Consider the following 22,288-nt stretch of genomic DNA (forward strand, 5'->3'; position numbering starts at 1 on the left):
CGCCTGGGCACTGGGCCGCTGGTTGCGCCGTCATTACCGGGCCACGCTGGAACTGCCGCCGGATCTGCGCCGCACGCGCCTGTTCGGACGGCTGGGCGCGCTGGCGCTGCTGCTCGACCTGGTCGGCTGGTTCGCGCTGGCGGGCGCCATCGGCGCCCATCCTTCCCTGTTGCTGCAAGGCACGGCCGCGCCGTGGATGACTTTGCTGTACGTGCTCGGCCTGGTCGCGCTGCTCGGCGTGCTGGCCATCGCCCTGCATGCGATGAACGGCTGGCGGCGTCCCGTGCGCAGCCTGCGCGTGCGCCTCGGCGAGACCCTGCTCGCGCTTGCCGCGTTCTATCTTGGCTGGTTCATCCTGGTGTTCGGGCTGGTCAGCTTCAACACGCAGTTCTGACCGGTACCCACATGACCCGCAACTCCCGACTGGCGCTCGAGCTGAGCGCACACATCGAAAAACTGCCACTCAAGCAGCCGTTCCACATCACCGGCTACACCTTCACCGCGTGCGACGCGCTGGTGGTGAGCCTGCATGATGGGCAGTTCACCGGGCGCGGCGAAGGCCTGGGCGTGTACTACCGCGACGACACGCCGGCCGCGATGCTGCAGCAGGTCGAGCGCCTGCGCGGGCGCATCGAGCGCGGCATCACGCGCGAGCAGCTGCTGGAACTGCTGCCGGCCGGCGGCGCGCGCAATGCGCTGGACTGCGCGCTATGGGACCTGGAGGCCAAGCGCGCGCGCACCTCCGTCTGGCAGCTCACGGGCCGGTCCCGGCCCGAGTCGCTGCTGACCACCTATACGCTGAGTGCCGACGACCCCGATGAAGTGGGCGAGGCGGCTCGCGCCTATGCCGCCACCGGCGCGCGCGCGCTCAAGCTCAAGCTGACCGACGACCATCTCAATGCCGCACGCGTGCGCGCCGTGCGAGCGGCCTGCCCCGGCGCCTGGCTGATGGTGGACGCCAACCAGGGGCTCACCCGCGAGTCGCTGGCGCACATGCTGCCGACCTTCGTGGAGAACGGCGTGGCCGTGGTCGAGCAGCCCTTTCCGGTCGGCCGCGAAGCATGGCTCGACGGCCTGCACTACCCGGTCCCGTTGGCCGCCGACGAAAGTGCGCAGGACCAGGCCGACCTGCCCGGCCTCGACGGCCGTGTGCAGGTGATCAACATCAAGCTGGACAAGTGCGGCGGCCTGACCGCGGGACTGGCGCTGGCGCGCGAGGCGAACCGACGCGGCTTCCGCCTGATGGTGGGCAACATGGGCGGCTCGTCGTTGTCGATGGGGCCGGCCTTCGTGCTCGGCTCGCTGTGCTCGGTGGTCGACCTGGACGGGCCGATGTTCATCCGTGCCGACCGCGAGCCCAGGGTAAGCTACCGCGACGGGCACATCTGGTGCCCCGACGGGATCTGGGGTGGCCCGTGCGCCCTGCCCGCCTGAGTCTTCGGAAGGATCGGCGCACATGACCCCTGCCCCCGTGCGCGAGCGCCGGTTCCTCGGCCACCCCCTCGGCCTGAGCGTGCTGTTCCTGACCGAGATGTGGGAGATGTTCTCCTTCTTCGGCATGCGCGCCCTGCTGGTCTATTACATGACCATGCAGTTGGACTTCGCCCAGGCGTACGCGTCGCTGGTCTACGGCGCCTATGCGGCCTTCGTCTACTTCACGCCGGTGTTCGGCGGCATGGTTGCGGACCGCTGGCTGGGCAAGCGCCGGGCCGTGCTGATCGGCGCCAGCACGATGGCGCTGGGCCATTTCATGATGGCGTCGCCCGCGCTGTTCTATCCGGCGCTGGCCATCATCGCGCTGGGCAACGGCCTGTTCCTGCCCAGCCTGGCCAGCCAGATCAAGGGCCTGTACCGCGAGGGCGATCCGCGCAGCAAGAGCGCCTACAACATCTACTACGTGGGCGTGAACCTGGGCGCCTTCCTGGCTCCGCTGATCTGCGGCTTCCTGGGCGAAGCCTACGGCTGGCACTGGGGCTTTACCGTCGCCGGCATCGGCATGCTGGCGTCGCTGCTGATCTACCTGGCCGGCAGCCGCCATCTGCCGCCGGAGCCCGAACGCACCACTGCGACGCGAACCACGCGTGCGCCGCTGGATCGCACCGCCTGGCGCCGCCTCGCCTTGCTCGGCATCGTCGCGGCCATCGTGGTGCTGTTCCGCGGCGCCTACGAGCAGGTCGGCAACACCATCGCCCTGTGGGCGGAGGCGGGCGTGGACCGCCAGGTAACGGGCGGCTGGAGCATCCCGATGGCCTGGTTCCAGGCGCTGGATCCGCTGATGGTGTTCATCGCCACGCCCTTGCTGGTGGCGCGCTGGGCGCGTTTGTCCAGGCGTGGAATCGACACGCCCTCGCTGCACAAGATGGCCTTCGGCGCCGCCGTGGTCGGAGCGTCATACATGCTGCTGGCTGCGGTGGCGGCATGGAGCGAAGCGCACGGCGCGCGCGCCCACTGGCTCTGGCTGGTGGGCTGGTTCGTGCTGATGACGCTGGGCGAGCTGTACATCCTGCCCGTGGGCCTGGGCCTTTTCGGCCGCCTGGCACCGGAAGGGTTTGGCGCCACTTGTATCGCGCTCTGGTTCTTCGCAGGCTTCTTCGGCAACCTGCTCGCCGGTGCGCTCGGCACGCTGTGGAGCCTGTTGCCTCACGGAGGCTTCTTCCTGCTGACCGGCGGCATCGCCGGCGGTGCCGCGGCCTTGCTGCTGACGGTGGGCGTGCGCGTCGGGCGCGCCGAAAAACGTGATAATCCCGGCCTGGGCGCCATGCTTTCATGACCGGATCTTCGCGATGACCAAGGACTTGAAGCAGAAGCTCAAGGATCACTGGGACGGCTTCACCGCCTCCGAGCGCAAGATCGCCACCTACCTGATGCACAACATCCGCGACCTGCCGTTCGAAACGGCCGCCTCGCTGAGCAAGCGCGTTGCCGTGAGCCCGATGACGGTGGGGCGCTTCCTGCGCACGCTCGGCTACGAGGGCCTGGGCGAGCTGAAGGAAGAGTTCCGTGGCGACGGTACCTGGCGTCATTTCTATAAGCCGCCGGAACTGTCGCAGGACGGCGACGCGATCGCCATGCACCTGCTGGCGGAGACCCGCGCCCTCGCCGGCGTCCACGAGGTCGCCCGCACGAAGGAATGGAAGGCGGTGATCCGACAATTGGTCTCGGCCGACCGGGTCTCGGTGGCGAGCTTCCAGCACAGCAGCTTTCTGGGTCTGGGCCTTGCGAACCTGTTGCAGCAGGTTCGTCCGCGCGTGGCCTTCCACGACGGCGCCGACAACGCCTGCGTCGACATGCTGCTCGATTCGACCAGGCAAAGCTGCGTGGTGCTGATCGACCAGCGCCGGTACTTCAAACAGTTCCGCGACGTCGCCGAACACGTGGCGGCCCGCGGCATTCCGCTGGTGCTGATCGCCGACATCGAATGCTACTGGGCGCGCGAGCTCACGCCGCATGCCCTGCTGATTCCCGCCAGCGAGGTGTGGCACAGCTACTGCGCGATGTCGAGCCTGTTCAGCCTCATCGTGGCCGCGGTCACCGACGAAAGCGACGGCGTGATGGAACGCCTCAGCGAGATCAACGACCTGCGCCAGCAGCTGGCGTGCTACCTCGATCCGCCGCGCGGCAAGGCGCGGAAGACGCCGCGTCGCTGAGAGCCAACGTGATGGACGTAAACTCGTACACGAGAACCGTCGCCATGGTTGGTCTCTCCCGTCATTGCAACAATCGCCATCAGCGACCACCACTGTGCCGGAAACATCGTTGTTTTAGCCTGGCAATTCAATGCCCGACTAGACAACGAGTACTTGGCTGACGTTGTTTTTCGGATCCATCCAGAACGACTCGTTCGCGAAGCGGGCGAAGATTTCGCGCGGCAGGATGGAAGTGCGCTCGATCGGTTGCAGCTTCGGACGTACGGTATGCAGGCCGGGCATGCCGACGCGGGCATCGAACTCGTCCGCGTTGTAGGCGACATGGTCGAAATCGTGTTCGAACCAGGGTTCGCCAATGAACTGGTAGACCGCGCGCATGACTGCCGATGGATTGCACACCAGGCTTTCGTAGGTAAGCACCAACAGGTGGCCCGGAGCGTATTGGCCGTAGAAGGCATCCTTGGTGGCCTGGAAGGCGAATCCCACCATGCCCCTCGGATCGGTCAACGCCTCGATGCGCGAGTACACCGTGGTATTGGTGTCGAACCGGAACACCTTGCTCACGCCCACAGGATGCCTGCGCACCAGTCGTTCCATGCTGTCCAGCACCCAGGATAGCTGGCGCACGCACGCGATGACCTTCGCTTCCGGAAACAGTGTTTCGAGCAGTTGCATCCGGCTGCACCACAGCCGGCTGGTGTCGAACACGACGTCAGCGCCCGCCTGCTCCGCATAGAAGTTCTCGACCAGGCCGCGCAGCATGGCGACGCGCTGTCCATCGGAGACGTCGAATGAAAAATCGTTCTTGCTGCTCGCCTCCGCGATCACCACGCCCATGATGTCGGCGAGCGGGCTGGTCATGCCCGCGCGGAAGCGCGGGTTCTGGTTGAGGATGGCGGCCAAGAGCGTACTGCCCGAGCGGGGCAGTCCGGAAATGAAGTGGAACTTCCGGGCCGGCTTCGCGACGTCGTGGGCGGCAGGCATGCGGCACTCTCCTCTGGATCGACGATGTGGATGGCCCGGTCGGGTCTGCCGGATGGTATGCGATCGGGCTATGGCGGGGGCGCTGTCGAGGCGCGGATGCGCATTTCGTAGTCGACCTCGACCATCCTGGCCTCCCCTTTGTTCAACACGCGAACCAGCAGTTCCTGGGTGGCGCGTTGGCCCATTTCGCGCACGGGCTGACGAACGGTGGTCAGCGGCGGCCATACCTGTGTCGCGATCGTGGTGTCGTCGAATCCGCAAATCGAAATCTCGCCGGGGATGGATACCCCCGCTTCCGCAGCCGCCCAGATCGCACCGACCGCCATGTCGTCGTCGGCCGCGAAGATGGCGGTCGGCCGAAGCGGCAGCGCCAGCAACCGCCGCATGGCCGCCACGCCCGATTCGAAGGAGAACCGGCCCTGGACCATGTAGGCAGGATCTTCCATCAGTCCTGCGCGCGCGAGGCCGTCGCGGTAGCCCGCCAGGCGCCAGATGCCGGCCCCGTGTTCGGGGTCGCCGAGGATGTGGGCGATGCGGCGATGGCCCAGCGACACCAGGTGTTCCACCATCGCCGCGGCGGCTTCGCGCTCGCGCAGCATCACGCCGATGCATGCCTCGGGTTGGCGCGGCGCGATCGAGGCGAACGGCACGCCCTGCCTGCGCAGGCAATCGAGCAACTGGGGGTGATCGGTGATCGGCGGCGTGAGGATCAGCCCGTCGGGCCTGTGCCGCGAGAGGATGTCTTCGACCCGCTCGACGAAGTCCGGCGCCATCGAGACCAGCGGCTGCACCATCATGCTGTAGTGCTGCGCCTCGCACGCCTCCAGCACGCCGGCCTGCACTTCCATGATGTAGCTGGGCGAACGGTTGTCGTACAGCAGGCCGATCATGAATGAGCGGTTGGCTGCCAGGCTGCGGGCCGAGGTGAGCGGCCGGTAGTTGAGCGCCGCGACGGCGGCCGCGACGCGCTGGCGCATGGACTCGCTCACGTTCGGATCGTTGTTGAGCACCCGCGAAATGGTCTTTTTCGACGTGCCCACCGTGCGGGCGACGTCGCTGATGGTCACGCGCGCCATGAAAATCCGGCCTGGTTCAAGTTCATGTCCCTGGGTGCGTTTATCGGTTTCCGGCCACGACCGGGCAGCTCCGAAGCGGAAGGTTCCAGCCACTCACTTCGACGACTGGCGCCGCTCCCTTCTGCCCTGCATAGCGTGCGGTCAGGGTGAGCGATTGGCCAGGCCACAGCGTGACGTCATTGACGTTCCACAGAATCGGAAGCGCGAGCTCGCCGCCCGCGGATCGCCTGATCGAAACATGCTGGAACAGCGCCACGGTACGGGACGATGCAGGTACCGTCAGAGTGACGGCTACCACGTTCTCAGGCCCTGCATGCTGAATCGTGGCCCGGATCCCGCTCGTCGCGGCCGGCAGGGACTGCAATGCGGTGAGGTCCGCATGTTGTGCCACCGGCGTGAGGTACCAATTCGAATGCGCCCAGTCGAGCTCGTCGGTCTGGGTCGAAAGCCAGTATACGTTGCGGCTGACCGGCTTACCGTCGGAGGAAGCGAGTTCGAGCTCGACGAAGTAGGTGCGAGACAGGTTGGCCGCTGCCGGCAGCGTCGCCAGTTGCCGGGTACTGTTGCCGGTGAGATCGATACCCTGCAGGTGCTGCTCGTGACGCACGCTGCCGTCCAGGTTGCGCATGCGGATGGTCGCCTGCAGGCCATGCTCGTCGGTGAGGGTGTGGTTGACCAGCACGATCGCGTGCGTGTCGTACGAATACTGGATGTGTACCGGCTCGTTGGCCTTCTTGGCACCGAAGTAGGCGCCGGCGGGGTTCAGGTAGTAGTCGTACAGGTGCCAGTGCAGCGAAGGCCAGGCGTTGTTGAGCATCCAGTAGATCACGCCGGTCGACGGCCTGGCCGCGCCCATGTGCGCGTTGAATGCCTCGAACTGTGCGCGGACGTTGTCGTAGTTTTCCAGCTGGGCCTTGGCGACGTAGTCGGCAAGGCTGCTGGGTGCGCCATAGCGCCGGGCCAGGGCCGTGTCGAACGGTGCGATGCCCGCGAAGGGCGACCAGTCCGCGGAGGCGTGGTACTGGCGTACCTGCGGGTACTTCCACAACGCCTCCAGCTCCTGCGGCGAAAGCATGCGGTCGAGGTCTTCCAACCGTGGGATATCGGCACCCGCGCTGACTTCGGAGTCGAAGCCGAACGCGCCGCCCAGCTTGTCTGCGTACCAGTACGCGGGCGGAACCCATGCGTAGGGCCCCGCCATCTTCATGCCGGACGGCCCGGTCTCGGCCGTGGCCTGGTCGGCTGCCGCTGCGATGATCGGCGTTGTCCAGTCCTCGGCACGCAGGGTGTCGACGTACATCCTGGCGAGGGCCGCGGGCGGCGCATTGTCGCTGCCGATCAGGAAGCCGATCACGGACGGGTGGTTGCGCAGCAGGCGCGCTTCGCTCGCCATGGAGGCCCGGGCCACCTGCTCGTCCGCGGTGTTCCACGGTGCCCCGCCCGTCTTCGCGGCCGACTCCCATTTGTCGCAGCATTCCCAACCGGCCAGGACCATGATGCCGTCGCGGTCGGCGAGGTCGTAGAAGCGCGCATCCTCCAGCTTGCCTTCACTGCGGATCGCGTTGAGTCCCAGGTTGCGGATGTAGCTGAACTCGGCCTCCATGCGTTGGGGATCGCCGCGCAGGAACATGTCCGGTGCCCAGCCCGCGCCGCGGATCAGGACCGGCACGCCGTTGACCAAGAACTGGCGATAGCCCTGTCGGGTCAGCCGGGAACTGACGCTGCGTATACCAAATCTGACGCTGGCCCGGTCGGAGGAGGCGCCATCGACGATGGCGGTCATTCGCAGCGAGTACAGCGGATGCGCCCCCATGCCGGTTGGCCACCAGATCTTCGGATGGGCGAGGTCCAGACTCGGATCGGTCTCCGGCGTAAACGACACCGTCTGCGTCTGGCCGGGAGCGAGATGGATGGTTTTCCGTAGCGAAACGCCGGCTACCTCGCCCGTGATCGTCGCATCGTGCGCTACCGTGTCGAGGTTGCGCGCCTCCACTTTCACGGTCAGCGCGGCGCGCGCGAGATCGGGCAGCGACAGCGTCGGCGTCACCCGAGGAAAGCGCAGCTGGACCGGCCCCATCCGTACGATGTCCACGCCCCGCCACGGACCCATGTTGTTGTCCGGCGGTGTCGGGTTCCAGTCAACCCAGCCGATCGACAGGCTCCTTCTCGGATCGGCCGGATGTACTTGCAACGCGAGGACGTTGGTGCCCGCGTGTACCCAGCCCGTCACGTCGAACTCGTGCACGGGATAGGCGCCGGCAACGCCAGCGTGGTCGGCCACCAGGTGCCCGTTCACCCACACGTCGGCGCTCGTGATCATGCCGTTGGTGCGCAGCAAGGTGCGCAGCCCGGGCATCCCTTTGGCAAGGGTGAATTCGGTGCGATACCACCAGGGGTTCACGAACAGGCTGCCGCTGCCGTCGGGCACCTGCACGGTGCGCAGGTTATCGCTGTAGAACACGTCCTTGTACAAACCGTTCTCCAGCAGACCCGCCATCACCGTGGCGCGGCCGCTCACCGAATACCAGTCGCGGGTAGGAAAGCTGGCGGCGGAGATCTCGGCACCACCTTGCTGTGCCTTGTCGCTGGACTGGATCTGCCAATGGGCTACGGCGGTCGTCGAGCCGGCGCCGCCTACCCGCGTGGGTGCAAAGGCAATTTCGGCACGGACAGGCGGCACTGCCATCGATGCCGCCAGCGCCAGCAGGGTCAGGAACAGCGGTTTGGCCAGGCTTCGCATGACGCGTCGTTCCCAAGATAGGCTTCGCGGACTTCGACGGGGGCGAACGGCCAGGACCGATTGATCCTGGCCCAGATCGCGAACACCACGAGACCGGCGACTATCCAGGCTCCGGACAGAATCAACGACAGCGTTGACGCCGATACGTAGACGTAGATCCATCCCAGCAGCGCCACCGCGCACGGCACCGGGTACAGCCACTGTCTATATGGCCGGTAGAGCATCGGCTGGCGCTTGCGCAGCACCGCCAACGCGGCGATCTGTGCGATGGACTGCACGATGATGGTCGCGGCCAACAGCATGTTGATGACTTCGGTAAGGTCGAAGAATGTGCCGATGGCCGTCACCGCCCCCATCGTGAGCAGGGCCACGTGCGGAAAACCATGTCTGGCGTGCAGCTTGCCGAACACCGACAGAAACACCTTCTCGCGCGCTGCCTGGAATGGCACGCGTGATCCGCCCAGCAGGCCGGCGAACACCGAGGCGAACGCCGTGACGATGATGAGGATAGTCATGATCGAGGCGGCAGCATGTCCCCAGCTGTGCTCAACCACCATCGAAGCCACCGATTTGGACCGGGCGATCTCCTGCCACGGCGCTACACCGAGCACGCTGATGTTGAGGATGAGGTAGACGAACATCATCGCAATCACCGAGGTGATGATGGAACCGGGCATGGTTCGGCCCGGATCGCGCAGCTCGTCGCCCATGTAGGCGGTCGTGAAATAGCCCAGGTAATCGTAGATGCCGAGGATGAGGCCGGCGCCTAGGCCTACGAAGAAATGTCCGCCAAACGCGCCGGCCGGATAGGTGAAGGCATAGCTCGAATGGAAGTCGGAGAGGCCCGCCGCCGACACGCCGACAACGGAAAGCAGCATGATCACCCACAGTGCAATGGTGATCGCGCGGATCGATTCGATCCGCCGGTACAGCAGCCAGGTGACCAGGCCCGTCGCCGCCAGGCTGATAAGACGCACCGCCCACCAGCGCAGGTGAGGAAAGAAGAATTCCAGGTACTCGACCATGCCGATGATGCCGGTCGACATCAGCAAGGGGATCGTCAGCAGCACCGTCCAGATGAACAGGAACGGCATCAGCTTGCCGGTGCGGTACTGGAAGGCTTCGCGCAGGTAGACGTAGGTGCCGCCGGAACCGGGCATGGCGGCGCCCAGTTCCGCCCAGACCATGCCGTCGGCCACCGCGAGGATGGCGCCGGCGATCCAGCCGACGACCGCCTGCGGCCCGCCCATGACCGCGACCATGAGCGGAATGGTGATGAACGGCCCGATGCCGCACATCTGGGTCATGTTTATCGCTGTTCCCGAAAACAGGCCGATGGAGCGATGGAAGTTGCCGTCGCGGGAGGGCCGTGCGGTGTGGGAGTCCATGTCAGCCCTGTCAGGTACGGTCGTGGCGCATGGTGGAGTTCCTTCTGGGCGTGATGGTTCGCATGGATGGTCGTGAAGGCGGCCGCCGGTGCCGGCGAGCCTGGCGCGGTTGTCGCACGCGCCAGGCTCCGAAGCTCCCTCCCCCGTCACCACTGGCCGCGGATGCCGACCATGAACATGCGCTCTGAGAAATTCGAGTGCGCCGGCTGGTCGGGCCACACCAGGTAGTACCGCTGGTATTCGTTGGTGAGGTTGGTGCCGTCTACGAACAGCTCGGCGTACTTGTCGATCTTGTACGAGAACGAGGCGTCGAGGTACTTCTGCGGCGCCTCGTACATCTCCATGCCCGTGATGCCGCCCACGTCCTCCGATACCGCGCGCCGGGAACGATAGTTGTACGCGATGCGAGCCTGGAATCGGTCGTTCTGGAACCAAAGAATGAGGTTTCCGGATCGGGTCGAATTGTCCTGGAACGGGATCCTGTGCCCAGCGAGGTCGGTTTCGCCGGAATTGCTCGGGGCGTAGGTGGCGTTGAGTTCCATGCCGGTCTTGGACAGGATGCCTGGCAGGAACGTGAATCCCTGGCGGTAGTCAAATTCCGCCCCGTGGATGCTGTTGCCAGTGCCCTGCACCGGTTCGGTGATGGTGATGCAATGGTTGCGGACGACGCCGTCCTCGTCCGGCAGCGTGCAGTCGGTGACGCTGCCGCTCTTGATGAAGCTCTGCACGTTGATCCGGAACAGCGCCAGGCTGACCATGCTGGTGGGGTTGATGTAGTACTCCAGCGAAGCGCCGTAATTCGTTGAACGCCACGGGTTGAGGTTCGGATTGCCGGTCGAGCTACCCTGCGAAACGCGAAACAGCGGGCCCTGCGGGGTCTCCACCAGCGAGTAGTTCAGCTGCAGGCCGCCTCCCCAGGTGCTGAGGTCGAGCGGCATCATGTTCTTCGAGTAGGCAAGGCGAAGCTTCAGGTTGTCGGTGAGGTCCAGAGCGAAGTTCGCCGAGGGCAAATAGTCCTTGTAGCTGCGGCGAGTGACTTGGGCACCGGCGTCCGCAGGCTCCGTGCCGTAGGCGCCCGGCGCACCCGTCAGTCGCTGGGTGACACCCAGGTTGGTGCGGATCACGCGCATGCCGACGTTGCCGCTGTAGGGCATGCTCCCGAAGCTGCCGTCGAAGTCGGCCTGCAGGTAGGCCGAGGTTTCCTTCATGCCAACGGCCCATGTGGTTCCTGGCTCTCCCTGCCTGACGGTATCGGGATAGAGCGACTTCCAGTATGCCTCCGGGTTGTCCATAGCATGGGGATCGATCGCCCAGAAGGTGATCCCCGATCCTAGCAGGTTGGCATACTGATTCCAATTGCTGGCCAGCGGCGGTGGCGTGTTCGCCAGCTGCAGTGCCGACAATGGACCCGCGCGGAAGTAGCCCAGCGAATTGCCCGCGGTACACGAGCCGCTGTTCAGCACCACGTCGGCGCCCACGTAACGCACCAGGCACCCGTTCGGGTCGCTGGCGCCCATGCCGGCGTACACGGGAGTGACCAGCGTGAAGCCGACGTTGTCCGCATGGCGGATGCTGTTGCGTGCGCCGAAATCGAGTCGGATGCCGTCCCCGAAGTCGTAGTGCCCGTCGAAGCGAAGCGCGTTGAGCCCGACCTTGCGGTCGTAGTCGCCGGAGGATTCAAGCGTCTTCATCGTCCAGCCGCCGGGATTGGCGAATTGGCTGGCGAGCGACGCGGGCATGCTGACCGTGAGGTAGCGGCCGCCCAGGTTCGCAATGATCGGAACCGTGTTCTGAGGAACGCCGTTGGCGTTGAACACGCGGTTTCCGCCCAATTGGTCGGGATAGATGAAAGTGCCGGGAGGTACGGCGTCGTCGGGAACGCCGGGCATCAGTACATTGGGCCACAGGCCGCCATCGGAGTCGGAAATGTTGATGTCGGTCTCGACGTTCGACTGGCGCGCCGTGTCGCGGATGCCGCGCACGCTTCCGGTAAACGGACCGCCATTGTCGAAATCCACCTGCATGTTGAAGTTCTTGGCGGTGGAGTCCCTCCTCGTGATCTGCGAGAACGACTCCACGTCGCCCGGCCACTTTTCGTAGACCTGGGTGGTATATAGATGCATGCCGTCCCAGCCCGGCTCCGGCGTGCCGTACGAGCCGGCGATGGGGCTGCCGGTGTCGCGCGAACGCAACGGCACGTAGGTGGCACCCTGCCAGTTGGTGGAATTGAATTGGATGCCGACGTTGCGGTCGAACTGGTTCTGGTGGGCGTAGAAATAATCGCTGGTGAAGGTGAACCCGCTGCCCAGATCCATCTGGAACGAGGCATTGCCGGACTTGCGCTTACGCTGGGTGGTAATGTCGTACAGGCTGATGTCCTGGCTACCCATGAACACGCCAGTGGATTTGCCATCGCCGTTGACGTCCACGCTGCCGTCGGGGTTCTGCACGATCTGGGAAGGAATCGGCGCACCATTCCATGGCGTCAGGAAGCCGTTGTAGCCGCCCGCGCTGGCCGTGTTTTCGCCGTTGAGGACGACGCCATACTGGTCCAGGCCCTCGTTCGAGTTGGTTCGCGTGGTATCGGAGTAATCGGCGGATACAAGCAAACCCCAGCGGCCGCCGGCGGTGTACGAGATCAGCCCGTTCGCCTCCGGACCCCATTTCCTGCTGGTCCGGCCACGTTCCCCGTTGGCGGAGTAGCTGTAGGTGAATCCGCTCGGCAGATCCCAAGGGCGATAGGTGTGCAGGTCGAGCGAGCCGCTGATGCCGCCGTCGGTCGTGCTTGCGGTGGGCGACTTGATGACGTCCACGCCATGGAACAGCGTGGCCGGTAGCATGGTGAAGTCGGGCCGCTGCGAATCGATCTGATCCGGCGTGATGAAGGCTTCGCCGTTCAGCATGGTGCCGACTTCGGGCAGGCCGCGCACGTCCACCGTGGTGCCCACGCCAGCGTCGCGGTTGATCTGCACTCCGGTGACGCGCTGCAACGCATCCGTGATGGTCACGTCGGGCAACTGGCCGATGCTCTCCGCCGTGATGCTGTCCTGGATGTTCGGCGCCAGGCGTTTCAGTTCGATCGCGCGCATCTGCGAGGCGCGTACGCCGACAACGTTGACGGTCGACAGGGTGAGCGCGTTCTTGGCCTCCTTGTCCGTTTGGGTACTGGCTCTTGCCTTCTTCGCATCGGGCGACGGTGTCGCCGATGCATCTTGCGGAGCGGCGGCTTGCGACTCCAGGGTGTTCGCATGGGCGGCGCCTGTACTCGGCGACGCCATAGCCGACGTCGTCACGACGGCAAGCAACGACATCGATATGGCCAATGACAAGGGATGCTTGCGATGTACGGTGGACATGAGCTTCGCCTCTTGGTTGATGTCTGCCGAGCTGTGTGCTCCGCGATGCTTCAACATGCATTGGGGTCGCCTGTTGCGTGGCGTGTCGCTGCAATGCCGACCCCGGTGCGTCTGGCCGTGGCGCCTACGCGTCCTTGCAGGCTGCCTAATCCGCGTACCGTCTCCCTGTCTTCCGCTTTGCCCGCGTCGGCGGTCCGCCCGGGTGCGATTGCGAAGATGCGTTCATCCGGTCAACCCGTTCACCAGGACATGCCCGGTTTCGTTTCTCCAAGGCGCGCCACGCCTGAGGTACCACCTGGCTGCCCCCAGCACGCCCTTGCGCCCGTGTTCCGTGACCCGCACCGGGATCCGCGACAGGAGTGCACGTACGCTGCGTGCGTGCAGGAATCGCTCTTCGAAGGCGCTGCGCTCGAGCAACGCGAACATGGAATACAGGAAGCCACCCGCCAGATACACGCCGCCCATGGGCATGAAGGCCATCGCAAGGCTTCCGGCGAAACTTCCCAGCGCCGCGCAAAAGATGTCCACGGCCTCCGCCGCCTGCGCGTCAATGCACGCCGCTGCCGCTGCGGTGACCGCCTCGGGCGTTGCAAGCCTTGGCGTCGCCCCTCGCATCGCGCACAGGGCCAGATACAAAGTCAGCAGGCCCGAGCCTGACACGATGCGCTCATAGGCCATGTAGCCACCCTTCGGTGCCAGGTGCGCAAGGACCTCGCGTTCGCGGATCGTGTTCGGCGCGAAATCCATCTGGCCGGCTTCCGTCGCCAGAACACGGCTGCCTGCAGGGTCCGGCAAACGCACCGCAGCACCGAGTCCGGTTCCCGGTCCGATCACCAGCGTCGGGCCATCGGCCCGTATGTCCGGTCCGCACAGCAGGCGGGCACAGCCGCAGGTGGAATGATCCTCGAGGGCGTAGGCCAGCGCCTCGAAGTCGTTGAGGACGGCGAGGTCGTCCAGGGCCATCGCCTGGCGCAACCGGGACAGGTCAATCGGCCAGGCAGAGTTGTCGTTCAAGACCTCCTCGCCGATGACGTGGCCGGCGCAGGCGAGTACACAGTGCCGCACTGCGGTCTGCGCGTCGTGGACGAGGAAGGTTTGCAACAGTTCCGCCAGCCCCGGGAAGTCCGCACACGCGAGCGTGCGATAGGCAAGCACCTGAACCTCGTGGCCTGCGTCCTGCTGGAGCTGCATCAACGCGACGCGGGCATACGTCCCGCCGATGTCCGCCGCCAGAAACGGCATCGTCGGGATGCTCGCTGGATGATCCAGATGGCCGAGTGCCTCGCTCATCGTGACTTCCCGCACCGGAACGGGCACCAGATTGCGAGTCAATGTCACCGGTGTCAACTTGCAAAGCAGCGTATAGATTTCTAGAGAACAATTTAATATAAGCTATTGATATAATTTATTTATAGCGTAAATTTTCGATCGTAATATCGATAATTACATTGCAATGCATCATTCGCGAAGGTTTGCCACGGATTGACTGGCGCAGGTTGGGCTGGCCGCTCTGCGCAGCGCCTGCTTTTCGATCAGGAACGGATGTCGCAAAAGCACCTCCGCGGCATTGGGACCCTCAGGCTTCCTCCCTCGTTTCCGTGGACGGCCGGTCAGGGCTTTGGACTCCCTCGGAGTAGGCCCGCCACACCCGCTTGGCTCAGGCGCTGCAACCCTGCCGCTGCGCTATGCATCGCAGAGCAAGGTTTCCGGCCACCGCCGCGGGTGAGCCGCTCTCGATCACGAGGCATTGGTCTGCCAGCGCCGCCACGCCGGACCGGTGCGACACGACGATCAGGGCGGTTCGCGGCAGGCGACGCTTCAGCGCGGCGAGGACGGCCAGCTCCGCGGCGGCATCAAGCGCACTGGTGGCCTCGTCCAGCACGGCCAAGCGTGGTTGCCGCAGGATCACCTGGGCCAGCAGCAGACGCTGCAGTTCGCCGCCGGACAAGCGGCTGGACGCGTCGTGCAGAGCGGTGTCGAGCCCTCGTGGCGAGCCGGCCAACCGCCGGTCGAGGCCGACGTCAGCCAGCGCGCTGCGCAGCAGCGCATCAGCGGCGTCGGGCGTCGCCCAGCGCAGGCACTCGCGCACCGAACGCTGCCATGGCCGCACGTTCTGGCTGACGTAGGCGCCATGGCGCACCAGCTCGCGATAGTCGTCGAAACCGATGGACCGGCCATCGAGGCGCGCCGCGAAGACCTCGGGCGTCGCCATGCCGGCCAGCACGTCGACCAGGCTGCTCTTGCCGATCCCGGAATCGCCGGAAATCAGCGTGAGCTCGCCCGGCGCCAGCACCAATTCACCGACCTCGAGACCTGCCAGCGGCGGCGTTACGCGCATCCGCTCGATGCGCAAGATCCCCTCACCTGCCATCGGCCGATGGAAAGCCGCTGGCGCAGGCGGTCGATCCGCGTCCAGGCGCATGTAGCGATGCCACAGCTCGAAGGCCGGGGCAGTCGAACGCAGCTGCTGGAAGCTCTGCCGCGTCGCCACCAGGTATGGCAGCAGGCGCCCCAGCAGCAGGCACACGGCGATGAGCGAGGCCCGATCCATGCCGCGCCAGCGATCGGCGAGCAGAAACAGCGAGGTGATGCCGAGCGTAGCCAGCAGTTCGAGCACCAGCCTCCCGGAGGCCACCAGTTCCAGTTGGCGGCGATAGCCATGGCCGAGCCGGGCCGCAATCGCGCTGCAGCTCGCCTTCTCCGCAGCTTCGCGTTCGAACGAGCGCACGTGGCGCAGGCGTCGCGGAAAATCCTCGCTGTGCCAGAACAACTGCGTCATGTCGGCGACGTAACGACGCGCGACCAGCGCCTGCTCGCGACCGTAGGTGCGCGAGGCGGCCAGCCCGAGGCCGACCAGCACCGGCGCGGCCAGCAGCAGCGGAGGCGAGATCCAGAGCGCGAAACCCAGGCTGACCGCCGCGGTGATGGCGACCACCAGCAACTGCTGCAGGGCGCTGAAGCCCTGCACGAGGACCTCGACGTTGTGGGTGAGCACGTTGGCAATTTCCGCGGACGTCGCATCGGCCAGCGCCGCCAGCGGCGCGTCGATCAGCCGCGCATGCACCTTGCGGCGCAGATTCATGCCGTAGCGGCCGACCAGCCGCGCACCCAGCCATGCCGCCTGCCAGCGCAGCAGCGCAAACGCGCCGCTGGCCGCCGCGAAGATTGCCGCTTGCGCGCCGACGCCACGGCGCGCATCGAGCAAACCGCCGCCGAAGGGCAAGGCGTGGCCGGGCTGCACCAGCGGCACCAGCAGCAGCGCCGCCACGCTGCCGGCGACGGCCGCGCCCAGCGACAGCGCGACATACACGGCGGTTTCCACCAGGTCCTTGCGCGCGAGCGTGTGCAGCAGCGCGCGCAACAGGTCCATCGAGCGGACATGCATCATCGAAGGTTCGTCGGGCATCGCCGCCGGATCGCGCGGCCTGTCGGCAGCCGCGGTTCCGGAGGCGCTACCCGACGATTCGGTGCGACGCTGCTCCCTGGCCGGATTTCGCATGCTGGTGAGTGCGGACCACCGGACAGGAAGTTGTCCGCAGCCGGCCCTTTTCGCATGGCGGAATCCGCCCGGGACGCCCGCCGCTCACGCCAGTCCGGGGGGCGACCTGTTCAGTGTTCGCCCATCGTGGGCATCTTGCCCGCCCGCATGCCCTGCACGATGGCCAGCGACCGCGCCACGTGCTGGTCGGGCCGCAGGTGATCGGCCTCCGACGACAGCGTGGCGACGATCCGGCCGTCGCTGGCGATCACGAACGTGGTGCGCGAGATGAAGCCATGGTCGATCGCCACCCCGCGCACGTCGTTCATGCCGGCCTGCGCCGCCGTCATCTTGAGGTCATAGGACGCCGCCACCTTGCCGTTGGGGTCGGAAGCCACCGGAAACTTGCCGGCGCAGTACTTCGGATCGGAGGAGAAGGTATTCAGCCGCTCGATGCTGTCGGCCGACACTCCGATGATGGTGGCGCCGGCCGCGTCGAACTTCGCCTTCTCGGTGGCGAAAGTATGCGCCTCCAGATCGCAGCCCCCGGTGTACGCCGACGGGTAGAAGTACACCACTACCGGCCCCTTCTTGAGGGCCTCCTTGAGCGAGAAGCTGAAATCCTTGCCGGCGCGACTGGCCTCGGCGGTGAAATCCGGCGCCGTGGCGCCGGGCTTGAGCGCGGCAAATGCCGGCACGGCCACCAGCAGCGCCAGCAGCGCAGCCGCGACCAACGATCCCGTAATACGCGTTTTCATTTGCGACCCTCGCATGTGGGCATCGACCCGGCGGGGAATGGCCGCGCCGGGTTCCTGCCAGGTTGATGTTGAACCACCCCGGTGGTTCGTCGGACCCGACCCCGAAGTTACCTCTTCCATCGACAAGGACGTCAGTGCCCGTCGCTGGCGGCGAAAGTGACCCCCGCTGCCGCCGCGCGATCGGCACGCGGCCCGTCGAGCAGCCCGTGCAGCGCGACGACGGCATCGCGCGGATGGCGCCCGCGACGCAGCTGGTGGACACCGCGCCGGATCAACTGCTGCTCGAAGCGATCCCAGCCCGGCTGCGCCGCCGCGTATGACTGGTTTGCACGCAGGCGGGCTGCCGCCTCGCCAGCGGGGACCGGACTCAGCAATGCACCGGCATCGTCGGCCGCTTCGGCAGACACGAACACCGCCCCAGCCAGATCCAGCGGTATCGCCGCAAGCCGGCCGGGGCCCTGCCGCAAGTTGGCCTCGAGCTTCTCCACACCGCTGCGCCGGTGTATGCGCGGCGAGCGGTCGAGCCAGCGCCGGGCGGCACGGTCGTCCACTTGGCACAGCGTGTCGGCCTGCACGTGCAGGTAGTTGGCGACGCCGGTGGCGAGCATGGTTTCCGGCTGCACGAAGACGGCGTCCTCGGCGAGAAAATCCAGACCGTCCAGCAGGCTGTGCAAGGCGAGCGTCGACTTGCCCGCACCGCTCGCGCCCAGCAGCAGCACGCCGCATCCTTGCCGGCCCACGCATGCGCCGTGCAGCGGGATCAGGCCCAGTCCACGTGTCGCGAGGGCGAACACGGCGAATTCCACGAGTTCGTAGCGCAAGTGGTAGGGCCGGTCGAGCATGTCCTCCGAAGCCACTACCAGAGCCTGCCGCTGCGCCGGCGCCAGCACCACGTAGTTCGACGCGTCCATCACGCCGCACAACAGGCCGGCGCCGGATTGCATGCGCACCGGCAGCGGCTCGGCGCCCGACGGCAGGGCACGGCGCGGCAGCAAGCGCAGCTCGACGCGGAACTCCGGCGCGGCCCCCGGCAGGCGATGCGGCGGCAGGCCGGCATAGGCGGTCTCGACCACCTGCAGCAGGGCCGTGCTGGCGCTCTCGAACCGGAAGTCGCCGCCCAGGATCTCCTTGCGCACCGAGAACGTGGGACCGCTGCGCTCAAGGAAAGGATCGGCATCCGCGTCCTGAACGCCGTGGGTGATCGCCAAGGCCATCCTCGTCGCACGCAGCTGGTGGCAAGTACCCCATGAGTGCGGCCACGGCAAGGAAAGGTTGCGCGCGCACGGCCGCGGCTGGCACGACGCGCGCCGCGTCGCGGTGCGGCGGCTCGCCGTCATGCGGGCAACCGAAGCTCCGCGATGGAGCACTCACTTCGGAAAGAGCTGGCCCGAACGCAACCGTCGCCCGTCGTGGCGCCACCACAGCCCGTCCCGCGGCCCCCGGAGGCCATAGTGATGCTGAAGATCCTGGTCGGTCACGCCTATTACCTGAAATACGACCGGAAGCAGTGGGAGCGCGGCAAACCCTATCCCCCGCTCGCCACGATCCAGGTGGCCGCCCTGCTGCGGCAGCTGGGGCACGAGGTTGCGCTGTTCGACGCGATGCTGGCCGAGGGGACCGAGGATTTCGTCGCGTCCTTGCACGACGCGCGCCCGGATCTGGTGGTGCTCTACGAGGACAACTTCAACTTCCTGACCAAGATGTGCCTGGGCCGCATGCGCGAGGCGGCCTGCCGCATGATCGCCGAGGCGCTTGGCACCGGCGCCCGCGTGATCGTCGCCGGCTCGGACGCTTCCGATCACCCGGAGGCCTTTCTCGCTGCGGGTGCGGAGGTGGTGCTGATCGGCGAGGGTATCGCGGCCCTGGCCGAATTGATCGGCCGGCTGGAGCACGCGCCCGGCGTCGCCATCCCGGATTGGGTGGCCGGCCTCGCGGGCGTTGCCGCGCAGACGGACGGCCAGCTGCAGCTGACGCGCATCGGTGCGCTGCCACCGGATCCGCGTCTGGTCGGCCACCCGGCCTGGGACCTGATCGACGTCGAGCGCTATCGCTCCGTCTGGTACGAACGGCACGGCTACTTCAGCCTCAACATGGCGGCGTCGCGAGGCTGCCCTTTCCGCTGCAACTGGTGCGCCAAGCCGATCTGGGGCAACCACTACATGCAGCGCACCCCGGCAGACGTCGCGGCGGAGATGAGCTTCCTGAAACACAGCTTCCAGCCGGATCGCATCTGGATGGCGGACGACATCTTCGGCTTCCGCGTCGACTGGGTGACGGCGTTCGGCGAGCACCTGCGCGCCACCGACGGTGCCGTACCGTTCACCATCCAGACTCGCGCCGATCTGATCAGCGAGCGCATGGCCGAGGCGCTGGCGCAGGCCGGCTGTGCCGAGGCGTGGCTAGGCGCCGAGAGCGGCAGCCAGCGCGTGCTCGACGCCATGAACAAGGGCACCCGGGTTGCCGAACTGATCGTGGCGCGGGAGCGGCTGGGCCGGCACGGCATCCGCGCGTGCTTCTTCATCCAGCTCGGCTATCTGGGTGAGCAGCTGGCCGACCTGCTGGCCACCCGCGACCTGGTCGCGCAGGCGGCGCCGGACGACATCGGCGTGAGCGTGTCCTATCCGTTGCCCGGAACGCGGTTCTATGAACTGGTGAAGGCGCAGCTCGGCCGGAAGACGCATTGGCGGGACAGCGGCGACCTGGCCATGATGTTCCGCGGCGCCTATGACTCGGAGTTCTACCGCAGCGTGCGCGACCTGCTGCACGAGCAAGTCGCGCTGCAGCAGACGAAGGCAGGCACGTCGCCGGAAAGCCGCCGTGCGGCCTGCGCTGCGCTCGACGCGCGCTGGGATGCGCTGATCGCCTGTGAAGACGCGCACCGCAACCATGACGCGACACTGCCGCCCGCGCCACGGCAGATCGCCTTGCAAATGCGCTGATCGCCATGCTGCCGCCGCTTGCCATCGTCAGGAACGGCCTGCGCCGCACCACTGAAGCGCTCGCTGCCGAGCTGGCACTGGCCCGGCCGGGCGGCGAGACGCCCGCATGGAGCGAACTGGAGTGGGAGCTGGCCGCGGCCGCCGCCGTCGCGCATGGCGCGGCGCCGCTGCTCGACCGGTACTCGACCTGGAACCACCCGGCGTGGAGGCTTTTCCTTGCCGGCCAGCGCAAGCACGTCGAGCAGCGCCATCGCCGCATCACCGAGCTGCTCGTGCGCATCGACGCCGGCGCCCGCGCCGGGGGCTTTCCCGTCGTCGCGCTGAAAGGCGCGGCGCTGCACGCCGAGGGCATCTACGCGCCGGGCGAGCGGCCGATGGCCGATATCGACCTGCTGGTGCGCGAAGCCGACGCCGCGGCCGCAGGCGCGCTGTTGCAGGGGCTCGGCTACGTGGCCTCCTTCGCGCAATGGAAACATCGGGTATTCAAGCCCGCCGGCGGACAGCCCTATGCCGGGCTGGGCGAGCACCGCGACGCGCCGGTGAACATCGAACTGCACACGCGCATCCAGGAACGGCTGCCCGTAGCCGCCGTCGACATCACAGAACGGATCTACCCGCACGCGCCAGCGCCGGGCCTGAATCCCTATCCGTCGACCGGCGCGCTGATGAGCCACCTGCTGCTGCATGCGGCAGGCAACATCTGCGGCCGCAGCCTGCGCCTGATGCACCTCAACGACATCTCGCTGCTGGCCGCACGCATGGTCGAGCGCGACTGGAATGAACTCTGGGGCGCTCGTGGCGACGACGCGCCCTGGTGGGCGTTGCCGCCGCTGCGGCTGGTGGCGCGCTACTACCGGCATGCCATTCCCGCAACCGTGCTCGCGCGGCTCGAACGCGACTGCCCTCCCCTGCTGCGCGCGGTCTCGCGACGGCAAACCTTGACCCGCGTGTCGTGCTCCGAGCTGTGGCTGCACGCGCTCGCCGGCATCGAGTGGTCGCGCTCCTTCGGCGAAGCCGCGCGCCATCTTGCACGCCATGTCCGGCCCACGGACGAGGCGCGGAAGGAGCGCGCCGACATGGCGCGCACCCAGCTCTGGCTGCAGGGGCAAAACTGGGTCACCTCGCCCCGGCGCCGGCGCCTGCTGACCTGGCTCATCCGGCCGGTGCCGCGCATGGACACCATGTACGTGGTGCGCGCGGCGCTGGAACCCCGCGCTCCAGCGACGAGCGAGTAGCGGATCCGCCCGCAGGGCACCGACGACATGCACACTGGCGAGCAGTACCACGAATTCATGCTGGCCTCGCCGCGGGACCGGGCCGTGCGGGCCAGGTTCCAGCAGTTGGCGCTGGACCTGCTGCCCGCGGGCGCGGCGGTGCTCGATTTCGGCGCCGGCACCGGCATCGATGCGAAGGCCTATGCCGCCCATGGCCACCCGACGTTCGTGTTCGAACCAGCAGCGGCGATGCACGAATGCCTGGCGCGGTATTGCCGCGACGAGATCGCCCGCTCGGCGATCGTCGCAGTCGCTTCGCCGCTCGCCTGTGAGGTGCAGGCAGTCACGGCGAACTTCGCGGTCTTCAACCATTTCGCGGATCATGCCGCGCTGTTCGAGCAACTGTCGCGCGTGGTCCAGCGTGGCGGTTTCGTGCTGGCCAGCCTGCTCAACCCCTACTGCCTCGCCGACGCGCGCTACCGCTGGTGGCGGGCCAACTTGCTGAATCTCGTGCGCCGCGGGCACTACGCCATCCCGAGCGAAAGCCGCATCCACCGTTTCGCGCCGCGGATCGTGGCGCGGGCGGCGGCGCCGCATTTCCGGCTGGAGCGCCTGGCGCCCCGCGGGCTCGGGCTGGCCTTCGAGCTCTACGTGTTCCTGCTGTTCCGGAGGGTCTGACGATGTGGAAGGACTGGGTCAGGCTGTTCG

15 protein-coding genes and 1 pseudogene are annotated in these 22,288 nt (G+C 66.8%); 7 read left to right on the forward strand and 9 right to left on the reverse strand.

Going from position 1 to position 22,288, the window contains the following annotated elements:
* From HOQ08_RS07495 to HOQ08_RS07510, 4 genes and pseudogenes are all read left to right on the forward strand, one after another.
* A pseudogene (locus HOQ08_RS07495) lies at positions 1 to 394 on the forward strand (serine hydrolase); the annotation flags it as partial.
* Positions 395 to 405: 11 nt separating this feature from the next.
* Positions 406 to 1,434, forward strand: a complete 1,029-nt coding sequence (locus HOQ08_RS07500) for a dipeptide epimerase (protein WP_291192904.1) — start codon at positions 406 to 408, stop codon at positions 1,432 to 1,434.
* A 22-nt stretch (positions 1,435 to 1,456) separates the two neighbouring features.
* Positions 1,457 to 2,770, forward strand: a complete 1,314-nt coding sequence (locus HOQ08_RS07505) for a peptide MFS transporter (protein ID WP_291192906.1) — start codon at positions 1,457 to 1,459, stop codon at positions 2,768 to 2,770.
* 13 nt (positions 2,771 to 2,783) lie between these two features.
* Entirely contained in the window at positions 2,784 to 3,647 is an 864-nt protein-coding gene (locus HOQ08_RS07510; RefSeq protein WP_291192908.1) for a MurR/RpiR family transcriptional regulator, read from the forward strand.
* A gap of 138 nt (positions 3,648 to 3,785) precedes the next feature.
* On the opposite strand, the gene HOQ08_RS07515 is transcribed toward HOQ08_RS07510, so the two are convergent.
* From HOQ08_RS07515 to HOQ08_RS07555, 9 genes are all read right to left on the reverse strand, one after another.
* A complete protein-coding gene (locus tag HOQ08_RS07515; RefSeq protein WP_291192910.1) occupies positions 3,786 to 4,631 on the reverse strand; it encodes a sulfotransferase in 846 nt (281 codons plus the stop codon).
* Positions 4,632 to 4,699: 68 nt separating this feature from the next.
* Complete coding sequence (locus HOQ08_RS07520) at positions 4,700 to 5,707, reverse strand: LacI family DNA-binding transcriptional regulator (RefSeq protein ID WP_291192912.1); 1,008 nt, start codon at positions 5,705 to 5,707, stop codon at positions 4,700 to 4,702.
* A 40-nt stretch (positions 5,708 to 5,747) separates the two neighbouring features.
* A complete protein-coding gene (locus HOQ08_RS07525; protein ID WP_291192914.1) occupies positions 5,748 to 8,447 on the reverse strand; it encodes a sugar-binding domain-containing protein in 2,700 nt (899 codons plus the stop codon).
* Positions 8,417 to 9,835, reverse strand: a complete 1,419-nt coding sequence (locus HOQ08_RS07530) for an APC family permease (RefSeq protein WP_291192916.1) — start codon at positions 9,833 to 9,835, stop codon at positions 8,417 to 8,419. The genes HOQ08_RS07525 and HOQ08_RS07530 overlap by 31 nt, the downstream gene beginning before the upstream one ends.
* A gap of 146 nt (positions 9,836 to 9,981) precedes the next feature.
* Complete coding sequence (locus HOQ08_RS07535) at positions 9,982 to 13,191, reverse strand: TonB-dependent receptor (protein ID WP_291192918.1); 3,210 nt, start codon at positions 13,189 to 13,191, stop codon at positions 9,982 to 9,984.
* Positions 13,192 to 13,413: 222 nt separating this feature from the next.
* Positions 13,414 to 14,481 carry a glucokinase gene (locus tag HOQ08_RS07540; RefSeq protein WP_291192919.1) on the reverse strand — a complete coding sequence of 356 codons (1,068 nt, stop codon included), beginning with the start codon at positions 14,479 to 14,481 and terminating at the stop codon, positions 13,414 to 13,416.
* Positions 14,482 to 14,848: 367 nt separating this feature from the next.
* Positions 14,849 to 16,597: an ABC transporter ATP-binding protein gene (locus HOQ08_RS07545; protein WP_291192921.1), complete on the reverse strand. Its 1,749-nt coding sequence runs from the start codon at positions 16,595 to 16,597 to the stop codon at positions 14,849 to 14,851.
* Between the two features lie 203 nt (positions 16,598 to 16,800).
* Positions 16,801 to 17,427, reverse strand: a complete 627-nt coding sequence (locus tag HOQ08_RS07550; RefSeq protein ID WP_291192923.1) for a peroxiredoxin — start codon at positions 17,425 to 17,427, stop codon at positions 16,801 to 16,803.
* Between the two features lie 131 nt (positions 17,428 to 17,558).
* Positions 17,559 to 18,635 carry a serine kinase gene (locus tag HOQ08_RS07555; RefSeq protein ID WP_291192925.1) on the reverse strand — a complete coding sequence of 359 codons (1,077 nt, stop codon included), beginning with the start codon at positions 18,633 to 18,635 and terminating at the stop codon, positions 17,559 to 17,561.
* Positions 18,636 to 18,881: 246 nt separating this feature from the next.
* Between HOQ08_RS07555 and HOQ08_RS07560 the strand changes: the two genes are divergently transcribed.
* The 3 genes from HOQ08_RS07560 to HOQ08_RS07570 are packed head-to-tail and all read left to right on the forward strand — an operon-like array spanning position 18,882 to position 22,258.
* Positions 18,882 to 20,366, forward strand: a complete 1,485-nt coding sequence (locus tag HOQ08_RS07560) for a radical SAM protein (protein ID WP_291192931.1) — start codon at positions 18,882 to 18,884, stop codon at positions 20,364 to 20,366.
* A 5-nt stretch (positions 20,367 to 20,371) separates the two neighbouring features.
* On the forward strand, positions 20,372 to 21,601 hold the full coding sequence (locus tag HOQ08_RS07565; protein WP_291192927.1) for a nucleotidyltransferase family protein: 1,230 nt from the start codon (positions 20,372 to 20,374) through the stop codon (positions 21,599 to 21,601).
* A 27-nt stretch (positions 21,602 to 21,628) separates the two neighbouring features.
* A complete protein-coding gene (locus HOQ08_RS07570) occupies positions 21,629 to 22,258 on the forward strand; it encodes a methyltransferase domain-containing protein (protein ID WP_291192929.1) in 630 nt (209 codons plus the stop codon).
* The last annotated feature ends 30 nt before the right edge of the window (positions 22,259 to 22,288 follow it).

It is taken from the genome of Frateuria sp. (genome assembly GCF_013362045.1).
GTDB lineage: Bacteria > Pseudomonadota > Gammaproteobacteria > Xanthomonadales > Rhodanobacteraceae > Frateuria_A.